At 70.9% G+C, this 19,411-nt stretch carries 14 protein-coding genes, 1 tRNA gene and 2 pseudogenes; 7 read left to right on the top strand and 10 right to left on the bottom strand.

Annotation, left to right across the window (positions count from 1 at the left end):
- Together IO30_RS47370 and IO30_RS42435 are read right to left on the bottom strand one after the other, a co-directional pair.
- Window positions 1–4,167 (bottom strand): type I polyketide synthase (locus tag IO30_RS47370; RefSeq protein WP_157853438.1); only part of this gene is annotated, 4,167 nt, incomplete at its 3' end.
- 106 nt (window positions 4,168–4,273) lie between these two features.
- A pseudogene (locus tag IO30_RS42435) lies at window positions 4,274–5,701 on the bottom strand (beta-ketoacyl synthase N-terminal-like domain-containing protein); the annotation flags it as partial.
- Window positions 5,702–6,457: 756 nt separating this feature from the next.
- On the opposite strand from IO30_RS42435, the gene IO30_RS0134555 reads away from it, so the two are divergent.
- A complete protein-coding gene (locus tag IO30_RS0134555; protein WP_037895889.1) occupies window positions 6,458–6,925 on the top strand; it encodes a hypothetical protein in 468 nt (155 codons plus the stop codon).
- Between the two features lie 164 nt (window positions 6,926–7,089).
- Here IO30_RS0134555 and IO30_RS0134550 read toward each other — a convergent pair.
- Window positions 7,090–7,163, bottom strand: a tRNA-Pro gene (locus tag IO30_RS0134550).
- Window positions 7,164–7,258: 95 nt separating this feature from the next.
- On the opposite strand from IO30_RS0134550, the gene IO30_RS0134545 reads away from it, so the two are divergent.
- Window positions 7,259–7,777 (top strand): DUF309 domain-containing protein, encoded by a 519-nt coding sequence (locus IO30_RS0134545; RefSeq protein WP_031149733.1) that lies wholly within the window; start codon window positions 7,259–7,261, stop codon window positions 7,775–7,777.
- On the opposite strand, the gene IO30_RS0134540 is transcribed toward IO30_RS0134545, so the two are convergent.
- The 4 genes from IO30_RS0134540 to IO30_RS0134525 are packed head-to-tail and all read right to left on the bottom strand — an operon-like array spanning window position 7,774 to window position 11,063.
- Window positions 7,774–8,166: a VOC family protein gene (locus IO30_RS0134540; protein ID WP_031149731.1), complete on the bottom strand. Its 393-nt coding sequence runs from the start codon at window positions 8,164–8,166 to the stop codon at window positions 7,774–7,776. The two genes, IO30_RS0134545 and IO30_RS0134540, sit on opposite strands and share 4 nt — an antisense overlap.
- Before the next feature lie 4 nt (window positions 8,167–8,170).
- Window positions 8,171–8,821 carry a LutC/YkgG family protein gene (locus tag IO30_RS0134535; RefSeq protein WP_031149730.1) on the bottom strand — a complete coding sequence of 217 codons (651 nt, stop codon included), beginning with the start codon at window positions 8,819–8,821 and terminating at the stop codon, window positions 8,171–8,173.
- Entirely contained in the window at window positions 8,818–10,311 is a 1,494-nt protein-coding gene (locus tag IO30_RS0134530; protein ID WP_031149728.1) for a lactate utilization protein B, read from the bottom strand. Before IO30_RS0134530 ends, IO30_RS0134535 begins: the two co-directional genes overlap by 4 nt.
- Window positions 10,308–11,063 (bottom strand): (Fe-S)-binding protein, encoded by a 756-nt coding sequence (locus IO30_RS0134525; RefSeq protein WP_031149727.1) that lies wholly within the window; start codon window positions 11,061–11,063, stop codon window positions 10,308–10,310. The genes IO30_RS0134530 and IO30_RS0134525 overlap by 4 nt, the downstream gene beginning before the upstream one ends.
- Window positions 11,064–11,081: 18 nt before the next feature.
- Here IO30_RS0134525 and cobF point away from each other — a divergent pair, with 18 nt between their 5' ends.
- A complete protein-coding gene (cobF, locus tag IO30_RS0134520) occupies window positions 11,082–11,834 on the top strand; it encodes a precorrin-6A synthase (deacetylating) (RefSeq protein ID WP_031149726.1) in 753 nt (250 codons plus the stop codon).
- A 42-nt stretch (window positions 11,835–11,876) separates the two neighbouring features.
- Here cobF and IO30_RS0134515 read toward each other — a convergent pair whose 3' ends face one another.
- A complete protein-coding gene (locus IO30_RS0134515) occupies window positions 11,877–13,019 on the bottom strand; it encodes an aminotransferase class V-fold PLP-dependent enzyme (RefSeq protein ID WP_031149724.1) in 1,143 nt (380 codons plus the stop codon).
- A 224-nt stretch (window positions 13,020–13,243) separates the two neighbouring features.
- Here IO30_RS0134515 and IO30_RS47365 point away from each other — a divergent pair.
- Window positions 13,244–13,390: pseudogene (locus IO30_RS47365) on the top strand (IS630 family transposase); the annotation flags it as partial.
- Window positions 13,391–13,811: 421 nt separating this feature from the next.
- Window positions 13,812–14,300, top strand: a complete 489-nt coding sequence (locus IO30_RS0134505) for a hypothetical protein (RefSeq protein WP_031149722.1) — start codon at window positions 13,812–13,814, stop codon at window positions 14,298–14,300.
- 228 nt (window positions 14,301–14,528) lie between these two features.
- On the opposite strand, the gene IO30_RS47360 is transcribed toward IO30_RS0134505, so the two are convergent.
- Both IO30_RS47360 and IO30_RS0134495 read right to left on the bottom strand, forming a co-directional pair.
- On the bottom strand, window positions 14,529–14,996 hold the full coding sequence (locus IO30_RS47360; protein ID WP_237403386.1) for a hypothetical protein: 468 nt from the start codon (window positions 14,994–14,996) through the stop codon (window positions 14,529–14,531).
- A gap of 69 nt (window positions 14,997–15,065) precedes the next feature.
- Window positions 15,066–16,787 carry a glycoside hydrolase family 71 protein gene (locus IO30_RS0134495; RefSeq protein WP_051902772.1) on the bottom strand — a complete coding sequence of 574 codons (1,722 nt, stop codon included), beginning with the start codon at window positions 16,785–16,787 and terminating at the stop codon, window positions 15,066–15,068.
- 560 nt (window positions 16,788–17,347) lie between these two features.
- On the opposite strand from IO30_RS0134495, the gene IO30_RS0134490 reads away from it, so the two are divergent.
- Window positions 17,348–17,815 (top strand): hypothetical protein, encoded by a 468-nt coding sequence (locus tag IO30_RS0134490; RefSeq protein ID WP_157853435.1) that lies wholly within the window; start codon window positions 17,348–17,350, stop codon window positions 17,813–17,815.
- A 174-nt stretch (window positions 17,816–17,989) separates the two neighbouring features.
- Window positions 17,990–19,408 (top strand): sulfatase family protein, encoded by a 1,419-nt coding sequence (locus IO30_RS0134485; RefSeq protein WP_031149715.1) that lies wholly within the window; start codon window positions 17,990–17,992, stop codon window positions 19,406–19,408.
- Window positions 19,409–19,411 lie beyond the last annotated feature (3 nt).

Genomic DNA, 19,411 nt, shown 5'->3' with positions numbered 1-19,411 from the left:
ACCGGTGAACACCCACTCGTCCCGGTCCCCGACCGGAACCGCCGCGCTCAGGATCGGGTGATCCATCCGGCCGAGCCCGGCCGCGGCCGGATCGCCGGAGGCAGAACTCGGGGACAGCCAGTACCGCTCGCGCTGGAAGGCGTACGTCGGCAGCTCGACGCGTTGTGCGCCGGAGCCCGCGTAGTACGCATCCCAGTCCACCGGCAGCCCGGCCACGTGCACCTGGCCGAGGAACCCGGCGAACGCCTCCGTCTCAGAGGCGCGAGCACGCAACACCGGGGCGAAGAGGGCCCCGTCGATGTCCAAGGTCTGCTGGGCGAGCGCGGTCAGGACCGCCGCCGGGCCGACCTCGACGAACCGGGTCACACCCTCGTCGGCCAGCGTCCGGACACCGTCCGCGAAACGGACGGCATCCCGCACGTGGGAGACCCAGTACCCGGGATCCGTCAGCTCGTCAGTGACGAGGCCGCCGGTCAGGTTCGACACCACGGCCACCTGGGGCCGGCGGAACGTCAGCCCCTCGGCGATCGCACGGAACTCGTCGAGCATCGGCTCCATCAGCGGCGAGTGGAACGCATGACTGACGCGCAGACGCGTCGTCTTACGCCCCGACTCGACCCAGGCCGGCAGCCACTCGTCGATCGCCTCCAGACCACCGGAGACCACAACCGCGGCCGGTCCGTTGATCGCGGCAATGGACAGACGCCCCTCGAACCCGGCCAGCGACTCCGCGACCTCGGCCTCGGTCGCCTGAACAGCGACCATCCCGCCGCCGGCAGGCAGCGCACCCATCAGCCGGCCACGCGCAGCAACCAGCCGGCACGCATCGGCCAGCGACAGAACCCCCGCCACATGAGCACAGGCCAGCTCACCGACCGAATGCCCGACCAGGACATCCGCCCGGATGCCCAGCGACTCCAGCAGACGGAACAGCGCCACCTCAACCGCGAACAGCGCAGGCTGCGTGAACTCCGTCCGGTCCAGAAGCGCCGCCTCCGGCGAACCCTCCGCCGCGAACAACAGCTCCTTCAACGAACGCCCCAGCAGCCCGTCGAGCTGTGCACACACCTCGTCCAGCGCCTCAGCGAACACCGGATAGGCCTGAGCCAGACCCGCACCCATGCCTGCACGCTGCGCGCCCTGACCCGTGAACAGGAACCCAGTCCTGCCCGCTACCAGGCCAGCCCCGTCCTGCGGCTCAGCCAGCGCACCCAGCCCCGCCAGCAGACCCTCACGGTCCGAAGCCACCACAGCAGCCCGCTGGTCGAACTGCGCCCGCGACGTCACCGCCGAGAACGCCACGTCCAGCACATCCAGCTCCGGACGCTCCAGCAGATGCGACCGAAGCCGCCCCGCCTGCGCAGCCAGCGCCTCCACGCTCTTACCGGAGACCACCACCGGCACCACCGGGGATCCACCGTCCGAAGCCGGAGCAGGCTGTGCAGCCGGCGCCTCTTCCAGAATCAGGTGGGCGTTCGTGCCACTCACGCCGAACGACGACACACCCGCACGGCGCGGCCGGTCAGCCGACGCAGGCCATTCCGCGGCCTCGGTGAGGAGCTCGACCTCGCCCGCCGTCCAGTCGATGTGTGGCGAGGGCTCGTCCACGTTCAAGGTCTGAGGCAGCACACCGTGCTGCATCGCCTTCACCATCTTGATCACACCAGCCACACCAGCCGCAGCCGAGGTATGACCGATGTTCGACTTGATGGAGCCCAGCCGCAGCGGGCCACTCACACGTCCCTGACCGTAGGTCGCCAGCAGCGCCTGCGCCTCGATCGGGTCACCCAGACGCGTACCCGTGCCATGGCCCTCCACGGCATCCACATCGGCGGGCGACAGCCCCGCACTCGCCAGCGCCTGACGGATCACGCGCTCCTGCGAGGGCCCGTTCGGCGCCGTCAGGCCGTTGCTCGCACCGTCCTGGTTGATCGCACTACCGCGGATGACACCCAGGATCCGGTGGCCGTTGCGCTGCGCGTCCGAAAGACGTTCGACGACGAGCAGACCCAGACCGTCCGAGAAGCCCGTGCCGTCCGCGGAGGCCGCGTACGACTTGCAGCGGCCGTCCTCCGCCAGACCCCGCTGACGGCTGAACTCCTGCAGCAGGAAGGGCCCCGCCATCACCGTCACACCACCGACGAGCGCAAGCGAGCACTCACCGGAACGCAGCGCCTGCGACGCCAGATGCATGGCGACGAGGGAGGACGAGCAGGCCGTGTCCACCGTCACCGCAGGGCCCTCGAAACCGAGGCTGTACGCGATCCGGCCCGACACCACACTCGTCGTCGTCCCGGTGAGGCGGAAACCCTCCGCCTCCGGCGGCATCGAACCGCTGAAGTCCGGCGAGGTGCCGTAGTCCATCGGCATGACACCGGCGAAGACGCCGGTGTCGCTGCCGCGCAGCGAGGCCGGGTCGAGCCCCGCGTCCTCCAGGGCCTCCCAGGACGCCTCCAGCAGCAGACGCTGCTGCGGGTCCATGGCCGCGGCCTCACGCGGGCTGATCCCGAAGAAGCCGGCATCGAACTCGCCGATCCCGTTCAGGAAGCTGCCGCCCCGCATGTAGATGGTGCCGACCCGCTCGGGGTCCGGGTCGTAGAGCCGTTCCAGATCCCAACCCCGGTCGGTCGGCAGACCGCCGACCGCGTCGCGTCCTTCGGCAACCAGCTGCCAGAGCTCCTCCGGCGACGTCACCCCGCCCGGGTACCGGCACGCCATGCCCACGATGGCCAGCGGCTCATCGGACCGGTCGCGTCGCGTTGTCGGGGCCGGTATCGACGCCTGGTCGGTCCCGTCGACCTCGGAGAGGAGGTGACGTGCGATCGCGGTGGACGTCGGGTGGTCGAAGACCAAGGTCGTGGGCAGCCGGAGACCGGTTGCCTCCATGAGTCGGTCGCGCAGTTCCACACCGGCGAGCGAGTCGAACCCGAGGTCCTTGAAGGCCCGGACAGGGTCAATCGCGGACGAGGAGGAGTACCCGAGTACCGCTGCCACCTGCGCCAGGACCAGATCCAGCACGGCCCGTTCCCGCTCGGCACCGGCCAGGCCGGCCAACCGCTGGGCCAGCGGCCCGTTGCCGAGCTGGGATTCGGCAGGCTCCTGCGTCGTCGGCCTCGTCCACTCGACGGCGGAAGGGTCCCCGGCTTGTGCGCTCGGGGAGAGCCAGTACCGCTCGCGCTGGAAGGCGTACGTCGGCAGCTCGACACGCTGCGCACCGGAGCCCGCGTAGAACGCATCCCAGTCCACCGGCAGCCCGGCGACATGCGCCTGACCGAGGAACCCGGCGAAGGCCTCCGGCTCGGAGACGCGGGCACGCAACACCGGCGCGAAGAGAGCCCCTTCGATGTCCAGGCTCTGCTTGGCCAATGCGGTGAGGACGGCGTCCGGGCCGACCTCGACGAACCGGGTCACACCCTCATCGGCCAGCGTCCGGACACCGTCCGCGAAACGGACCGCCTCCCGCACGTGGGAGACCCAATACCCCGGATCCGTCAGCTCATCGGTGACGAGGCCACCGGTCACATTCGAGATCACGGCCACCTGAGGCTGGTGGAACGTCAGACCCTCAGCAACCGCACGGAACTCGTCGAGCATCGGCTCCATCAACGGCGAGTGGAAGGCATGACTGACCCGCAGTCGCGAGGTCTTACGGCCCAACTCGACCCAGGCGGGCAGCCATTCCTCCAGCGCCTCCACGGCACCCGAGACGACCAGCGCAAGCGGACCGTTCACCGCCGCGACCGACAGACGGTCCTCGAAGCCGGCCAGCGACTCCGCGACCTCGGCCTCGGTCGCCTGAACCGCAACCATCCCGCCACCAGCAGGCAGCGCACCCATCAACCGGCCACGCGCAGCCACCAGCCGGCACGCATCAGCCAGCGACAGAACCCCCGCCACATGAGCGCAGGCCAGTTCACCGACCGAATGCCCGACCAGGACATCGGCCTTCACGCCCAGCGATTCCAGCAGACGGAACAGCGCCACCTCAACCGCGAACAGCGCAGGCTGCGTGAACTCCGTCCGATCCAGAAGCCCAGCCTCCGGCGAACCCTCCGCCGCGAACAACACCTCCTTCAACGAACGCCCCAGCAGCCCGTCGAGCTGTGCACACACCTCGTCCAGCGCCTCGGCGAACACCGGATAGACCTGAGCCAGACCCGCACCCATGCCCGCACGCTGCGCGCCCTGGCCCGTGAACAGGAACCCAGTCCAGTGCACCCAGCCCCGCCAGCAGACCCTCACGATCCGAAGCCACCACAGCAGCCCGCTGGTCGAACTGCGCCCTCGACGTCACCGCCGAGAACGCCACATCAACCACACCCAGCTCCGGACGCTCCAGCAGATGCGACCGCAGCCGCCCCGCCTGCGCAGCCAACGCCCCCGCACTCTTACCGGAGACCACCACCGGCACCACCGGCGGAGCGACGCGCAGTTCAGGTTGCGGTACCGCCGGGGAAGGCCCGGCGGTGAGGACCATGTGGCAGCAGCTGCCGCCGATGCCCAGGGAGGTCACCCCCGCCGTGAGGGGCTGGTCCGCGGCGGGCCACGGCTCGTTGGCCGTCACCACGCGCAGGCCCAACTCGTGCAGGGCGATCTGCGGATTGGGCCGCACGAAGTTCAGGCTCGGGACGAGCTCGCGCCGGTCGATGCACAGCGCGGTCTTGATGAGGCCGGCGATTCCGGCGGCGCCTTCGAGGTGGCCGATGTTGGTTTTGACCGAGCCGACCGCGAGCGGGCTGCCGGACGGGCGGGTGCCGCCGAAGACGGATCCCAGGGCCCGTGCCTCGATCGGGTCGCCCACCCGGGTTCCCGTTCCGTGGAGTTCGACGTACTGGACCTGGGAGGCGTCGATCCGGGCGTTCTCAAGGGCCTCGGTGATCGTGCGGCTCTGGGTGTCGCTGCTCGGGACGGTCAGTCCGCCGTCGCCCGAACCCGTTCCGACTGCGCTGCCTTCGATGACCGCGTAGATGTGGTCGCCGTCTTCGACGGCCTGTGCGAGCGGCTTGAGGACGACGAGGCCGCCGCCCTCGCCCCGGACGTAGCCGTTGGCCCGCTCGTCGAAGACGTAGCCCTTGCCGTCCGGCGACAGTGCGCCTGCCGCTTCGACGACGCCGGTGCTGAGGGGCGACACGTTCAGGTGGACACCGCCCGCGAGGGCGATCTCGCTCTCACCCTTGCGCAGGCTCTCGCAGGCGAGGTGGACGGACACCAGCGAGGACGACTGGCCGGTGTCGACGGTCAGGCTCGGGCCTGCGAGGCCGAGCGCGTAGGAGATCCGGTTGGCGACGATCGAACGCCCCAGACCGGTCAGGGTGTGGCGGGAGATGCCTTGCGCGCCCGATATCGCGACGAGATCCGCGTAGTCGGCGGCCATGACTCCGAGGAACACACCGGTCTTCGGCGATACCCCCGGTGTGACGACGATTCCGGCGTCTTCCAACCCCTGCCAGGCGAGCTCAAGCGCCAGCCGCTGCTGCGGGTCGATGTGCGCCGCTTCGCGCGGCGTTATGTTGAAGAATTCCGGATCGAACTCGTCGACCCCGTCGATGAAACCGCCGAGATCGGGACCGAAAGGGCGCTCGGCGTCACGGGCGCGGGTCGCGTCGATACCTCGGTTTAACAGACTCCAGATCTCGCCGGTTCCCGACGAATCCGGCAGTCGAGCCGCGATTCCAATGATCGCGATCCGCTGAGTGCGCATACCAGTCACGACATCCCCCGTTGTCAATGACAACCCCCGTTGTCTAATGCGTGAAAACCCGCCAATTGACCCTGGTGAATGGGTTCACGAGTTCACGCATCGCAGAAGGTAGCAGCCCGGCCACTCCCGCACATTGACCTGTGAGACACGTCACAGCGTAACTACTTGCAAGTAACCTCGTTACTTGCAAGTAGCCTTTTCCGGCCCTTCCGTGATCACGCTCCCGGTACTGCCGGTGCACGCCCCGCAACCGCTGCCCATTGACGGCGAATGGAGCTCCGGACGAGCCGTCGTCTCGTGTCACCGGAATTTCGACGGTCTCCAACGGCGTAGGTGAATCACCTGGTCAACGGCGCTCGACGGAGTCCCCCGCCGCTCCGGTCCGCGTACGCCCGCGTGAACGGCGCGCTTCCTGCGCACGGTCGGGGCCGATGGGCGCTCGGACGCCGCTCCGGGGCGCCGGGAGCTACGGGCGCCGGCGTGCGCGTCCCGCCCAGGCCGCCCTTCTCAAGCGATCCTCAAGCGGGGTTCGAGTGGTCTGTGCAACGGCGCGCACCACGACCTCCGGCCGACTTGTCGGCGGGCCCGGTCTCCGTGGTAGACGGTCCCCGGGAAGCTCTCACCGGCCACACGCCGGCCACCCACCGACTGCCCACCGTCTGCCCGCCGGCCGATGCGCGCATATACACGAACACCCGGACCGACAACAGCCCTCTGCACGCCCTCTTCCACCACTCTCCAAGGGAGTCGACACCGATGAAATCCCCCGATCTCGTATCCGGACTTCCCTTCCTCGACGCGCACGAACTGATCGTCGCGGCCCCCGTGCCGACGACGTGGGATTCGCTCAACAAATGGGTCGCCCGGACACATCTGGGCATCAGCAGCGGATTCGCTCATCTCGTGGGCACGGATCCCCGCACCGTCACCGGCACGCTCCCCGAAGAAGGCTCCACATTCCCCGGCTTCGCCGTGGCTGAAAGTGTCCCCTGCGATCGCTTGACACTCATGGGGCGCCACCGCTTTGCGCAGTACGCGCTGATCTTCGTCCTCTCCGAACATCCGGCGGGAACGATCATCGGCGCGCGTTCACACGGGCTTTTCCCCGGATTCACCGGGGTGGCCTACCGCAAATTGGTCATCGGCTCCGGCGGACACCGCATTCTCGTCCGGCGCATGCTCCGCGAAATCGCCCGGAACGCAGAGCGCCGGCACCACGGCTGATCCCGACGGCACCCGATAGCGAAACCAGACAGGGGTGGCTTAAAACCGCCGGTCTTCCCTCATGGGAGGCACTTGGGAGGCACTTCTGCTTCCGTATACGGAAACGAGCGAGGGGCCGGTTCGGATTTCTCCGAACCGGCCCCTCGCTCTACGACTCTTTCGAGTCGGGACGACAGGATTTGAACCTGCGACCCCTTGACCCCCAGTCAAGTGCGCTACCAAGCTGCGCCACGTCCCGTTGTGCTGTCGGTCGTACTTCCACCTGGGGTTTCCCCCGTCCCGGCGGCACATGCAGAACATTACCCCACGGCGAGGGGTGTGCATGCACCGGTAATCACCGCGGGGCAGGATGAAGGGGTGAACGTACGGGACAGGGACGATGCGGGGCGGGCGCGGAGCGCGCGGCCCAGGGACGGACTGGGGCGACCCCTGCCCTACGGGGCGCCGGGTGTGGAGCGGCAGCCCGAGGGGGTGGTGCGCTCCCCCCTCGAAACGGTGCGCGAGGCGCAGCGGCTGCTGGACGCCGGGATGCCCTTCCATGCGCACGAGGTGTTCGAGGACGCCTGGAAGTCGGGGCCCGAGGAGGCGGCCCCGTTGTGGCGGGGGCTCGCCCAGCTCGCGGTCGGGCTGACGCACGCCGCGCGCGGGAACTCCGTCGGCGGGGCGCGGCTGCTGCTGCGCGGGGCGGCCGGGATCGAGGGGATCGACGGGGGGCCGTACGGGGTCGGCGTGCCGGGCCTGGTCCGGTGGGCCTGGGAGCTGGCCGGACGGGTGTCACCGGACGGCCCGGCCGTCGATGCCGCCGTGGAGGCGCCGCCGCTGGCGGCGGAGGGCCAGGCGGCGGAGGGCTAGGCGGCGGGCTGGAGCAGGTCCCAGCGGTTGCCGTACAGGTCCTCGAAGACGGCGACGGAGCCGTACGGCTCGTGGCGGGGCTCCTCCAGGAAGCGGACGCCCTCGGCGGTCATCCGGGCGTGGTCCCGCGTGAAGTCGTCGGTGTGGAGGAAGAAGCCGACGCGGCCGCCGGTCTGGTCGCCGACGCGGGAGTGCTGGGCCTCGTCCTTGGCGCGGGCCAGCAGGAGCGCCGATTCCTTGGCGCCGGGCGGGCGGACCACGACCCAGCGGGAGCCGTCGGGGCGGGCGGTGTCCTCGGCGAGGTCGAAGCCGAGGGCGCTGGTGTAGAAGTCGATGGCCTCGTCGTAGTCGCGGACCAGGAGGGCGGTGAGGGCGATGTGTGCGGGCATGCCCCTATTGTGCGGCTACGAGGACGACGTCGAGGGTGCGGGGGCCGTGTACGCCTTCCACCCGGTCGAGTTCGATGTCGCTGGTGGCCGAGGGGCCGGAGATCCAGGTCAGCGGACGGGTCGGGTCCAGGAGGGGCAGGGCCCCCGGCACGGAGTCCACGACCTGTGCGGGGACGCGTACGAGGCAGATGTGGTGGTCCGGGACGAGGGTGATGCGGCGCCTGCCCTGGGAGGGGCCGCCGTCGAGGACGATCGTGCCCGTTTCGGCGATGGCCAGGGCGCAGCCGGTCACCACGGCGTCCACCCGGTCCAGGTCCCGTGCGGTCTGGTCCGCCCGGTCGGGCACGGGCGTGGCGGGCAGGCCTTCGGGCCAGTCGAAGCCGGGTTCGGGCGGGAGCTGTACGGAGGCGGCGTCCGCCAGGAGGTGCCTGAGCAGGTCAGGGAGCCCGGCCTCGTCCGTGCGGTGGACCCTGGCCCGGTATTCGGCCAGGTTCGCGGCGAGGAGGTCCACGCGCTGCTGGGGGGTGCGGGTGCCGTGGACCTGGAGGTAGTCCCGGGGGATCGCGGGCTCCTGGCCCGGGCCCTGGCCCTGGCCCGGTTGCGGTTCGCCCACGGCGCGGCGGATGCGGCCGAGGATGCGGTCCTTGCTGCTCACGTTCGGGTCTCCCGTTCTCGGGTCCACCAGTCGCGGAAGGACTCCGCGGGGACGGGCGGCAGTTCGCGGCTGTCGGTCCAGGCGCGTCCGGGTCCGGGCAGGCGGCGCGGGCGCAGTCGGCGGGCGCGGGCCAGCAGGCGCTCGCCCGCGCGCAGGGCGCCGGGGTGGTCCAGGACCAGGCGGGCGGCGCGCATGGCGGCGCGTTCGGCGGTGTGACCGTGGGCGGGGCGGATCCGGACGCGGATGCCCTCGCGGGTCACCGGCCCGCCCTGGACGACCCGTTCGCGCAGGTGGACGAGGATCTCGGGGATGTCGATGGCCACCGGGCAGACCTCGTAGCACGCTCCGCAGAGGGTGGAGGCGTAGGGCAGGGAGGCGTCGATCTCGCTCGCGGTGCCGCGTAGTTGGGGGCTGAGGACGGCTCCGATGGGGCCGGGGTAGACCGAGCCGTAGGCGTGGCCGCCGGCGCGTTCGTAGACGGGGCAGACGTTGAGGCAGGCGGAGCAGCGGATGCAGCGCAGGGCCTGGCGGCCGGTCTCGTCGGCGAGGGTGTCGGTGCGGCCGTTGTCGAGGAGGACGAGGTGGAAGGCGGTGGGTCCGTCGCCCTCGGTGGTGCCGGTCCACATGGTCGTGTACGGGTTCATGCGTTCTGCCGTCGAGGAGCGGGGCAGGGTCTGGAGGAAGATTTCCAGGTCGCGGAAGGTCGGGACGACCTTTTCGATGCCGACGACGGAGATGAGGGTCTCGGGGAGGGTCAGGCACATCCGGCCGTTGCCCTCGGACTCGAAGACGACCATGGTGCCGGTCTCGGCGACCATGAAGTTGGCGCCGGAGACGGCGACTTTCGCGCGCAGGAACTTCTCGCGCAGGTGCAGGCGGGCCGCCTCGGCCAGTTCCCGCGGGTCGTCTGAGAGTCCGTCCGGTGCGGGGCGGCCCCAGTGGTGCATCTCGGTGGCGAAGATCTCGCGGATCTCGGCGCGGTTGCGGTGGATGGCCGGGACGAGGATGTGGGAGGGGCGGTCGTGGCCGAGCTGGACGATGAGTTCGGCGAGGTCGGTCTCGTAGGCGGCGATGCCGGCCGCTTCCAGGGCTTCGTTGAGGCCGATCTCCTGGGTGGCCATGGATTTGACCTTGACGACTTCGGGCTTTTCGGTGTCAGGGCCGCAGGCGGCGCGGACGAGGGCGGTGACGATCCGGTTGGCCTCGTCGGCGTCGGCCGCCCAGTGGACGGTGCCTCCCGCGGCGGTGACGGCCTCCTCCAGCTGGAGGAGGTAGCGGTCGAGGTGGCGCAGGGTGTGATCCTTGACGGCCTTGCCCGCGGCGCGCAGCCGGTCCCAGTCGGCGAGTTCGGCGACGGCGCGGGCCCGCCGGTCGCGGATGGTGTGGGTGGCGCGGCGGAGGTTGGCGCGCAGGACCTCGTCGTGTACGGCGTCCCGGGCGGCGGTGGGGAAGGCGGGCATGCCGAGGTGGGTGACCGTGGGGTCGGTCATCGCAGGGGGTCCTCCTCGGTCGCGGCCAGGATCTCGGCGAGGTGCAGGGCCCGTAGGGGGCTGTCGGTGCGGCGCAGGAGGCCGTCGAGGTGGGCGAGGCAGGAGTTGTCGGCGCCGCACAGGACGTCCGCGCCGGTGGAGCGGGCGTTCGTGATCTTGTCGGTTCCCATGGCGGCGGACACGTCCGGGTTCTTGAGGGCGAAGGTGCCGCCGAATCCGCAGCATTCCTCGGCGCCGGGCAGTTCGACGAGGTCCAGTCCCTTGACGGCGGCCAGCAGGCGGCGCGGCCGGTCGCCGAGTCCCAGTCCGCGCAGCCCGTGGCAGGAGGGGTGGTAGGTGACGGTGTGCGGGAAGTACGCGCCCACGTCGGTGACCTGGAGCACGTCGGTCAGGAACTCGGTCAGTTCGTACACGCGCGGGACCAGTGACCGTGCCGCGTCCGCGAGCTCGGTGCCCCGCCCCTCGCCGGCGGCCTTGGCGCCGATGCGCGGGTAGTGCTCGCGGATCATCGCGGCGCAGGAACCGGAGGGGGTGACCACGTACGGGTACCCGGCGAAGGCCCGGGCGGTGCGCAGCACCAGCGGTTCGGCCTCGTGCCGGTAGCCGGTGTTGTACTGGGGCTGGCCGCAGCAGCTCTGGGCGGCGGGGAAGTCCACCTGTACGCCGAGCCGCTCCAGGAGGCGTACGACGGCGATGCCCGTTCCCGGGTACAGCGCGTCGTTGACGCAGGTGACGAACAGGGCGGCTCGCATGACGGGCAGAATAGCCGGGTGAAGAAGTTCTCAGTGATCGGCATCGGCGCGGGCGACCCGGACCACCTGACCCTCCAGGCGGTCCGGGCGATCGGCGCGGCGGACGCATTCCTCATCCTGGAGAAGGGTGAGGAGAAGGCGGACCTGACCGGGCTGCGGCGGGCGATGCTCGACGAGCACGCCCGCCCCGGCCACCGGCTGGTGGAGGGCCGCGACCCGGACCGCGACCGCACCCCGGCGGACTACGCCCCGACGGTGGACGGCTGGCGCAGTGCGCGGGCCGAGCTCTTCGAGCGGTTCATCGCCGAGGACCTGGCGGAGGGTGAGACGGGGGCGTTCCTGGTCTGGGGCGACCCCATGCTCTACGACTCGACGCTCGCCATCCTCGACGAGGTGCTGGAGCGGGGCCGGGTGGCGTTCGAGCACGAGGTCGTGCCGGGGATCAGCAGTGTCTCGGCGCTGCTGGCGCGGCACCGGACGAATCTGAACCGGGTGGGGCGGCCGGTCCAGATCACCACCGGGCGCCGTCTGGCCGAGGGCTGGCCCGAGGGCGTGGACGACGTGGTGGTGATGCTGGACGCGCGGCACGCCTTCACCGCCCATCTGGACCAGGACCTGTTCATCTACTGGGGGGCCTACGTGGGCACCCCGGACGAGATCCTGGTCTCGGGGAAGCTGGCCGAGGTGGCGGGGCGGATCGAGGAACTCCGCAGCGAGGCCCGGGCCCGCAAGGGCTGGATCATGGACACCTACCTGCTCCGGCGGAACTGAGCCCGGACACCGGACCGGGCTCAGGCCCGGCTCAGGCCCGGCTCAGGCCAGGAAGCCGGCGAAGGCCGCCGCGAAGCGTTCGTACTCCTCGGGCCGGTTGTAGACCTGCCCGCAGACCCGGATCCCGCCGCCGCCGGGCCGGGGCCAGATCAGCACGCGGGTGCGCAGCTTCGCGGCGATCTCCTCGCGCAGGGCGGCGGCGGCGTCCTGCGTCTCGGCGGTCCCCCGCGGCAGCAGCAGGGCGCGCATGGGGAGGCCTTCGGTGTGCGGGAGGGCAGTGAGTCCGGGGATCCGCGCGAGGAGTTCGGCCCCGTGCGCGGCGAGCGCGCAGTTGTGGGCGCGGACCTCGGCGGCGCCGAGGCGTTCGATGAGGCCGAGGCCCTCGGGGGCGGCCAGCCAGCCGGTGTAGTCGGCGGTGGCGCGGTACTCGACGGAGCGGGGGAAGCCGCGGTGGTCCTGCCAGGAGGGGGCGAGGGCGCGGACTCGGGCCCGGTGGGCGGGGGCGACCGCCAGCAGGGCGCTCCCGGACGGGGCGTAGCCCCATTTGTGCAGGTTCCCGAACCAGAAGTCGGCGCCCGTGGCGATCGGCTGCGCCAGCGTGCCGGGGGTGTGGGCCCCGTCCACGATCGTGGTGACCCCGCGCGCGGCGAGGTCGGCGAGGAGCCGGGGGCCCGCGATGAGGCGGGCGGTGGGCGAGCTGACGTGGTCGAGCAGCGCGACCTTGGTCCGGGGCGTGAGGGCGGCCAGCACCGTCTCGCGTACGGCGTCCTCGTCGGGCAGGTGCGGGTCCAGGGCCACGGTGGTGACGGGGGCGCGGCGGGCGGCGGCCGCGACGACGGTGCCGTAGCCGTGGTCGGTGACCAGGATCTCGTCGCCGTCGGCGAGCGGGACGGCGTCGAGGGCGAGGTGGGCGCCCTCGGTGGCGTTGGAGATGAAGGCGATGCCCTCGGGGTCCGCTCCGAGGTGGGCGGCGATCCGGCCGCGGGCGTGGTCGAGCCGGTCGGGAACGGAGTTGAAGAAGGCGTCGGGGTCGGCGTGGGCCTCGGCGCGCAGGGCCTCCTGGACCTCCTGGACGGGGACGGGCACCGCTCCGTAGGAACCGTGGTTGAGGTGGGCCGTACCCGGGTCCAGCCGGAAGAGGCCGGGGCCGCCGGGGAAGGCGGACGGGGTGGCGGGCTGGGTCACGGGTTCCTCCGGGCGGTGGGTTGCGTCGTCCTGTTCCCGGATCATGCAGCCCCGTCGCCCGCGCCGGGAAGGCCAATCCCGCCGAGGTGGCCTGTCTGCCGCACCGGGGAGTGGCGTCGGCCGCCCGGGGCATCCGACGCCACCTCGGCGGTGACCGGGAAGTTTCGCCGGGTTGCTCGTCGGTTGGTTGGAAATGACTTCTCCAGCCAGTGTGGGGAGGCGGGATGTCGCAACCGGTCCGGGTTCGCAGGCTGACCGAGCAGAAGGGGCAGCGACTCCAGTACGTCGTCCGGCGAGGCAGTAGCAGCTGGGTGCGGTTCCGGCGGGCGATGATGCTGTCGGCCTCGGCCGACGGCAGCACGGTCCCGGTCTAGCCCGTCTGGTCCCAGGGCGTCCGCCGGGGAGGGCGTCCCCTGACGGCGGCGGCCTGCATGCCGGCGTACATCCGCATGTGCGCAGCAAGGTAGGGCTGCGCGTGTCCAGCGTCCACCCGTTCCCAGGGCGGGCTCGGTGCCGGCCGCTTTCGCTACTGTGTCGTTCCAAGATCAAGAGGGGTGGCCGGGAGAGCACCCCCGTTGTAGAGGGCGACTGATGAGAAACGATGGGCGCATACGTCTGATCCGGTGGGTGCGAGGCGGCCTCGCCGTGGCCTGCAGCGGGCTCCTGGCTGCCTGCGGCGGTACAGCGCAACCAGGCCGGTCCGCCGCGGACACAGGAGTCCCGCCCGGGGCGTCCGCCCCGGCGAGCCAGCCCCCCTCTCCAGCAGCCGAGTGGATCGAGGGACGAGGGCCCGTGCTCTCCGTGAAGACCGGGTCGTACCCGCACTCCGTGCGGATCGCGGACGCCGACCTCAGCCCCGACGCTCCCGGGTCCCCGGCACCGCAGGGCCTGACGCACATCAAGCTCCTGCTGAAGGTCACCAGCACTCCCGGACGCCCCATGAAGGCCCCGCATCCCAAGGCCTACTGGGTGGTCAAGTACGACGGCTGCGAGGCGGCCCAGAAGGCGCGCAGCCTGATCGCCTGCGGAGGCATGGACGACGGGAGCAAGTACTACACCGAGGAGCAGATACGCAACGAGGACTACAGCACCGGCATATACAACCAGTTCGGCGACCTGGAGGCTGACACCCCGTACTGGATCGTTGCCTGGCAGCTGATACCGGAGAAGGCGGACCTGTCCGGGGCACAGCTGTGCGAGGCGATCAACGGAGCCCCGGACAACTGCATTCCACTCGGGACGATTCGCCAGGACGGTGCGACGAGCCCCACGACCGGCTGAACCGGCCTCGGTCGGGCGGCCCATACGAGTGCGGCAAGAGGGCGGTCACCATGCGCCCTGGGTGATGGAACCGAGGTCAGCAAGCCCTCGACCAGGCTCGGCGCCCCAGGGCCGGGGCCGGGGCAGGACTTGACCGAAAGGACACCCCGAGGAGCACCCCACGGAGATGAATACGTAGCCGTGTACCGGCCTGAGCACATTCAGATGTACGCCGACAGCCTGAACTGACTACACCCGCTCCTGATGCACCCTGATCCCGGTCGGCCTGAGTCTGTGGATCGTTGCCCAGGCTGCTCGCTCGATCAGTCCTTGAGCCCACTCTTCGAGATCGTCTCCGGCATCGTGGAAGAACCACGAATCGAAGCTTCCGAGGGCCTCCAGGGCGGGTGCGCGTCCATATCTGAGCTCGCAGTGGACCTGCACGTAATGGTCGTGATCACCGTCGCTGTCGGAGATCTCGAACTGCCGGGTGAGGTCAAGCGTGAACGCCGGAGGACCGTCGAACGCGTGGGTCCCGTACTGGAACAGAAGACCGTCAGCGTCGGGTGTGTCCGAGACGTCGAACAGCCGTCGGCCGAATCGGAGGAAGGCGAGCCAGAGGTCTTCCGTGACCAGTTCGTCCAGCGCTCGCTTCCCTGATCCCAGTTCGCCCTCAAGCAGTCCCACGGCCTCGTCCACCGACAGTCTCCGCGTCATGCCCGACCTCCTCGTCCAGCGCAGCCGGGCTCAGCCTGCTGACCCCGGTGAACCTTCCCGGTCAGAGCACTAGGGAGTCTCCCGGCCGCTGGTGGCCGCGTAGTACTGGAGGTCCTGGACCTCGACCTTGTGGTCCACCGGGTAGGGCAGTTCCACTTCCGCCCTGGTCTTTCCGTCCCGTACGACCTGCGCCGAGCTGGTGCCCGTCTTCAGGGGCAGCAGTTCGGAGTGGATGCCGGCGGGCGCGTCGTGGGTGTTCTTGGCCGGGCCCACGGCCGTCCGGACGTCGGCCGGGGCGGTGAGGAAGCTGAGCACCTCCACCGTGTCCCGGGGGGCGGCGCTGCCCTTGCGGAGCGACATGACCAGCGACTGGTCGCCGGTGGGGTCGGCGGAGGCGAACTGGGTGCGGGCCGTGAGGTACAGCGTGTCCCGGACGATCTTCGGCCAGCTGCCCGTCTTGAACTTGGTCAGGTAGTACGAGGTCAGGTCCAGGTAGGCGTAGCCGTTGTGCTGGGAGGGTGCGAACTGGCTGCCCTCGGAGTAGTCGTTCCAGGTGGTGAGCTGCACCCAGTCCGCGCCGTCGTCGATGGCGCGGGTCCAGGTGGAGCGCAGGGTCGCGGTGTTGCCCGCCTCGTCGTAGATGCCCTGGTTGGGGCGGGCGTCCTGGACCGACACGGGCTGCATCCAGATCTTGCCCAGGCCGTGCGCCCGCCGGACGTCGCGCGTGGAGCTGTCCTGGCCCACGTAGCTGCGGCTGCCCCATTCGGAGAAGCCGTAGCTGATCGGGGCGAAGTCCGCGCTGTTCGCCTGGAAGTCGAGGAAGAGGGGGACGAAGGCGGTGCGGATGCCGTGCCGGGACTTGAGGGTGTCGATGACCCCGTTCCACCAGGCCACGCTCTTCGCCTCGGCCTTGAACGGGGAGACGACGAGCCGGCCGTCGCCGAGCCGGTGGGCGGACGGTGCCTTGCCGAGGGCGGCGACGGCGTCGGCGAGGACGCCCGGGTCGTCGGTCTTCAGGGAGGTCATGTCGGGCATCAGCATGATCTTGAAGGCGGGGTCCACCGACCGTGCGGCCTCCATGAGCATGGTGGAGCGCTCCCAGTTCTTGCCGGAGAGGGAGAGCATGTCGAGGGTGAACCCGTCGATCCCGGCCGCGCGGGCGGTGCGCACCTCCTGCTGGAGGTTGGCCAGTTCCCAGGCGCCGCTCTTGGGCTGGACGGGCAGCGGCCGGTCGCGCAGCAGGCCGCCGTAGCGCTCGTGCTTGCCGCTCTCGCCGTCCGGGTTCAGGTAGTTGCGGGTGTAGTAGTCGGTGTCCGCGCTCGCGTTGTCGAGGGACAGCGGGTACGGGGTGAAGTAGTGGGCGAACACCAGCTTGCGGCCCGCTTCGCCGGAGCGCAGGGCGGCGGGCTGCGGCATGTCGAAGGGCAGTGCTCCGGTGGGGCGTGCGGACCCGGGGTCGGCCGTGGCCTTCGGATCGGTTTCCGCGGCGGCCGCCTCGGTGGGGGCCGGGCTCTGCGTCGGCGGCGGGGTGGGCGGCTCGGCCGGGCCGGTGGACGGGGCGTCGGGGACGGGGCGGGCGGCGCCGGGCACTTCGGTGTCCGTGGCCTGGCCGGCGCGTGCGGAGGCACCGCCGAAGGGGTCCCAGGCGATGCCGGTTGCCGCGCACACGCCCATGAGGAGGAAAGCGGAGAGCAGGGTCGCCAGCAGGGGCCTGCGGCCCCGGAAGCGGGGTCTGCGCCGGTGCGACAGCGGTCGCGCCGCCCGCCGGTCTGCCCGCCGGTTGCCTGTCATGTGGTCCCTCCCCGGAATATGCCCCGAGTGGGGGCTGCACAGCAGTAGAGCCCATTACCGGCTGCCGGACAACCGTTCCCAGGCGGCCGGGCCGAGACACGTACGTCACGGGGACCACGGGAACTACGCCGCCCGCTTTGCCCGGGCCAATGCGGCCCCCGCGGCGCGGACCGTTCTGGGGCACGGGCCCGGGGCGTTCCCGTGGCACCGCGAACGCATGCGCAACTCCTTTCCGTTCGCTCCGTTCACGGGCCTCGCGACGGGCCGGCGGCAGGGTCAGCGGAGGTGGTCGGCCGGTTTCCGCCGCGCGGACCGCGCGCCGCGCCGGGGTCGGGGGCACCGGCCGCGTCCGGCGTCTACGTCCGCTCCACCGTCCGGCCGATGCGGGTCACGTACGCCGCGGACGGCCCTGCACCGCCCGCGGACGGGACGCTTCGCGCCGTCCCGCACCGGAATACGTCATTCCCCTGGCCTCGTCGCCCAGTTGGCGCATAATCGTCGACACGCGGCCTGAAGGATCCCTGTTGCCGCGCTTGGTCACGTATGCAATGGGGGGCATCGTGCCGATGAGGGATTCGGGATCGACCGGATCACTGCCCGCTACGTCCGACGAACTGTCACGGCTGCTCACCGCCGTCCGGCGGGGGCGGGTGCTGACCGTGACCGGAGGCTTCCGCGAGCCGCGGAGCCTGCTCGTGCGGGACATCGCACGCAGGCTCTCGTCCAATTTCTACGACGGGGCGGCCGTCGTCGCCATGGATCCCTTCCGCGGCGTCTACGGGGTCCGCGACCTGACGGCCCAGCTGCGCTGCGGTCCGGGCCTGCCCCCGCTGCCGTACGGGACGGCGAACACCGTCTCCTGGCTGGCCGAACGGGACATGCTGCTCGTCCTGGACGGCACCGACCAGCTCGGCCCGGACGCCCGGACCTGGCTGCGGAAACTGCTCGCGGTGGCCCCAGGACTACGGATCCTCGCGGCCGGCCGGTCACCGCTGGCCTTCGAACAGGAACGGGTCCACCGGCTCTGACGCCTCCCGGCGGGCCCGCGTAACACCGCCGCCACGGCACTGCCACGCTGCGGCCACAGCCCTGCCACAGCCCAACCCTAGGGTCTGACCTGCGGGTTTCGACGGCGCGCGCACCGAAGCCGCCGCCGGCCCGCGTACGTACGTCAACTCCCCCGCGCGTACAGGAGACCCTTCGTGAGCGAGCACACCAGCGCGTCCCGTCAGCCGGGCCGCAGCACGGTCGGCAGGCGCGGCTTCCTCGCCGGCGCCGCCGCCGTGGCCGCGTCGGCCACCGCCACCGCCTTCGCCGGTCCCGCGGCAGCAGCAGCGGCCGGACCCCGGCCGAACGTCCTGCTGATCGTCACGGACGACCAGCCCAAGCACACCGACTGGGCCATCTCGAAGACCATCGACTGGCTCGGCGGTCACGGCGTCACCTTCACCCACGGCCACGCCGCCACCCCGCTGTGCTCCCCCTCCCGCTCGTCGATCTTCTCGGGGCAGCACGCGCACCACCACGGCGTGCGCAACAACGCCGCATCGCACAGCCTCGACCAGTCCACGACGGTGCAGCGCCACCTGAAGCAGGCCGGCTACCGCACCGGGCTCTTCGGCAAGTACCTCAACTCCTGGGCGCTGGAGGACAATCCGCCGCACTTCGAGGAGTGGGCCCTGCTCCAGCCGGGCTTCACCAACGCCCGCTGGAACATCGACGGCACCGTCCAGCAGCTCCCGGGCTACACGACCAACGTCATCAAGAACAAGACGCTCGCCTTCCTCGACAAGGCGGCCACCGACACCCGGCCCTGGTTCGCGTACGTCACCCCGTACGCCTCCCACGAGCCGAACACCCCCGCAGCCAAGTACGCCGAGACCCCGGTGCCCGCCTGGAACGGCCGGCCCTCGGTCCCCGAGGACGACCGCTCCGACAAGCCCGGCTACGTCCGCAACGCCACCGCGACGCTCGCGGACGCCAAGGAGCTGCGCCGCCGCCAGCTGCGCGCCCTGCTGTCGGTCGACGACGCGGTGCAGGCCATCCACGACAAGCTCGAAGCCCTGGGCCAGCTGGAGAACACCCTCGTCATCTACGTCGCCGACAACGGCTACACCTGGGCCGACCACGGCTGGCTGAAGAAGTCGGTACCCTACTCCCCCGCCCACGAGGTGCCGTTCTACCTGTCCTGGCCCGCCGCCGGGCTCGGCTCCGGCACCACCGACAGCCGGATCGTCGCGAACATCGACATCGCCCCGACCATCCTCGACGCGGCCGGGATCACCCCGGGCACGCCGCAGGACGGCCGGTCGCTGCTCACCCCGGCCGCCCGCGACCACCTGCTGGTCCAGTGGTGGAAGCAGGGCACGGGCGGCACCGGCCCCAAGACCTGGGCCTCCTACGTGGCCAAGGACAAGCAATATACGGAGTACTACGACCTGCACACCGATGCCACGGGTGCGGTCTCGGGGACCGGGCAGGTCACGTTCCGCGAGTACTACGACCTGGTGAGCGACCCCTACCAGCTGCAGAACCTGCTCCACCAGGCCACCCCGCAGCAGGAGCAGGCCCTCGGGATCCCGGCGCTGGCCGCAGCCCTGGCCGCCGACCGCGTCAGCTGATCC

Origin of the sequence: Streptomyces xanthophaeus, assembly GCF_000725805.1 — a bacterium.
Classification (GTDB): domain Bacteria; phylum Actinomycetota; class Actinomycetes; order Streptomycetales; family Streptomycetaceae; genus Streptomyces; species Streptomyces xanthophaeus.
The sequence above is the reverse complement of the archived record's forward strand: the minus strand, read 5'-3'. Positions and strand labels throughout refer to the sequence as shown.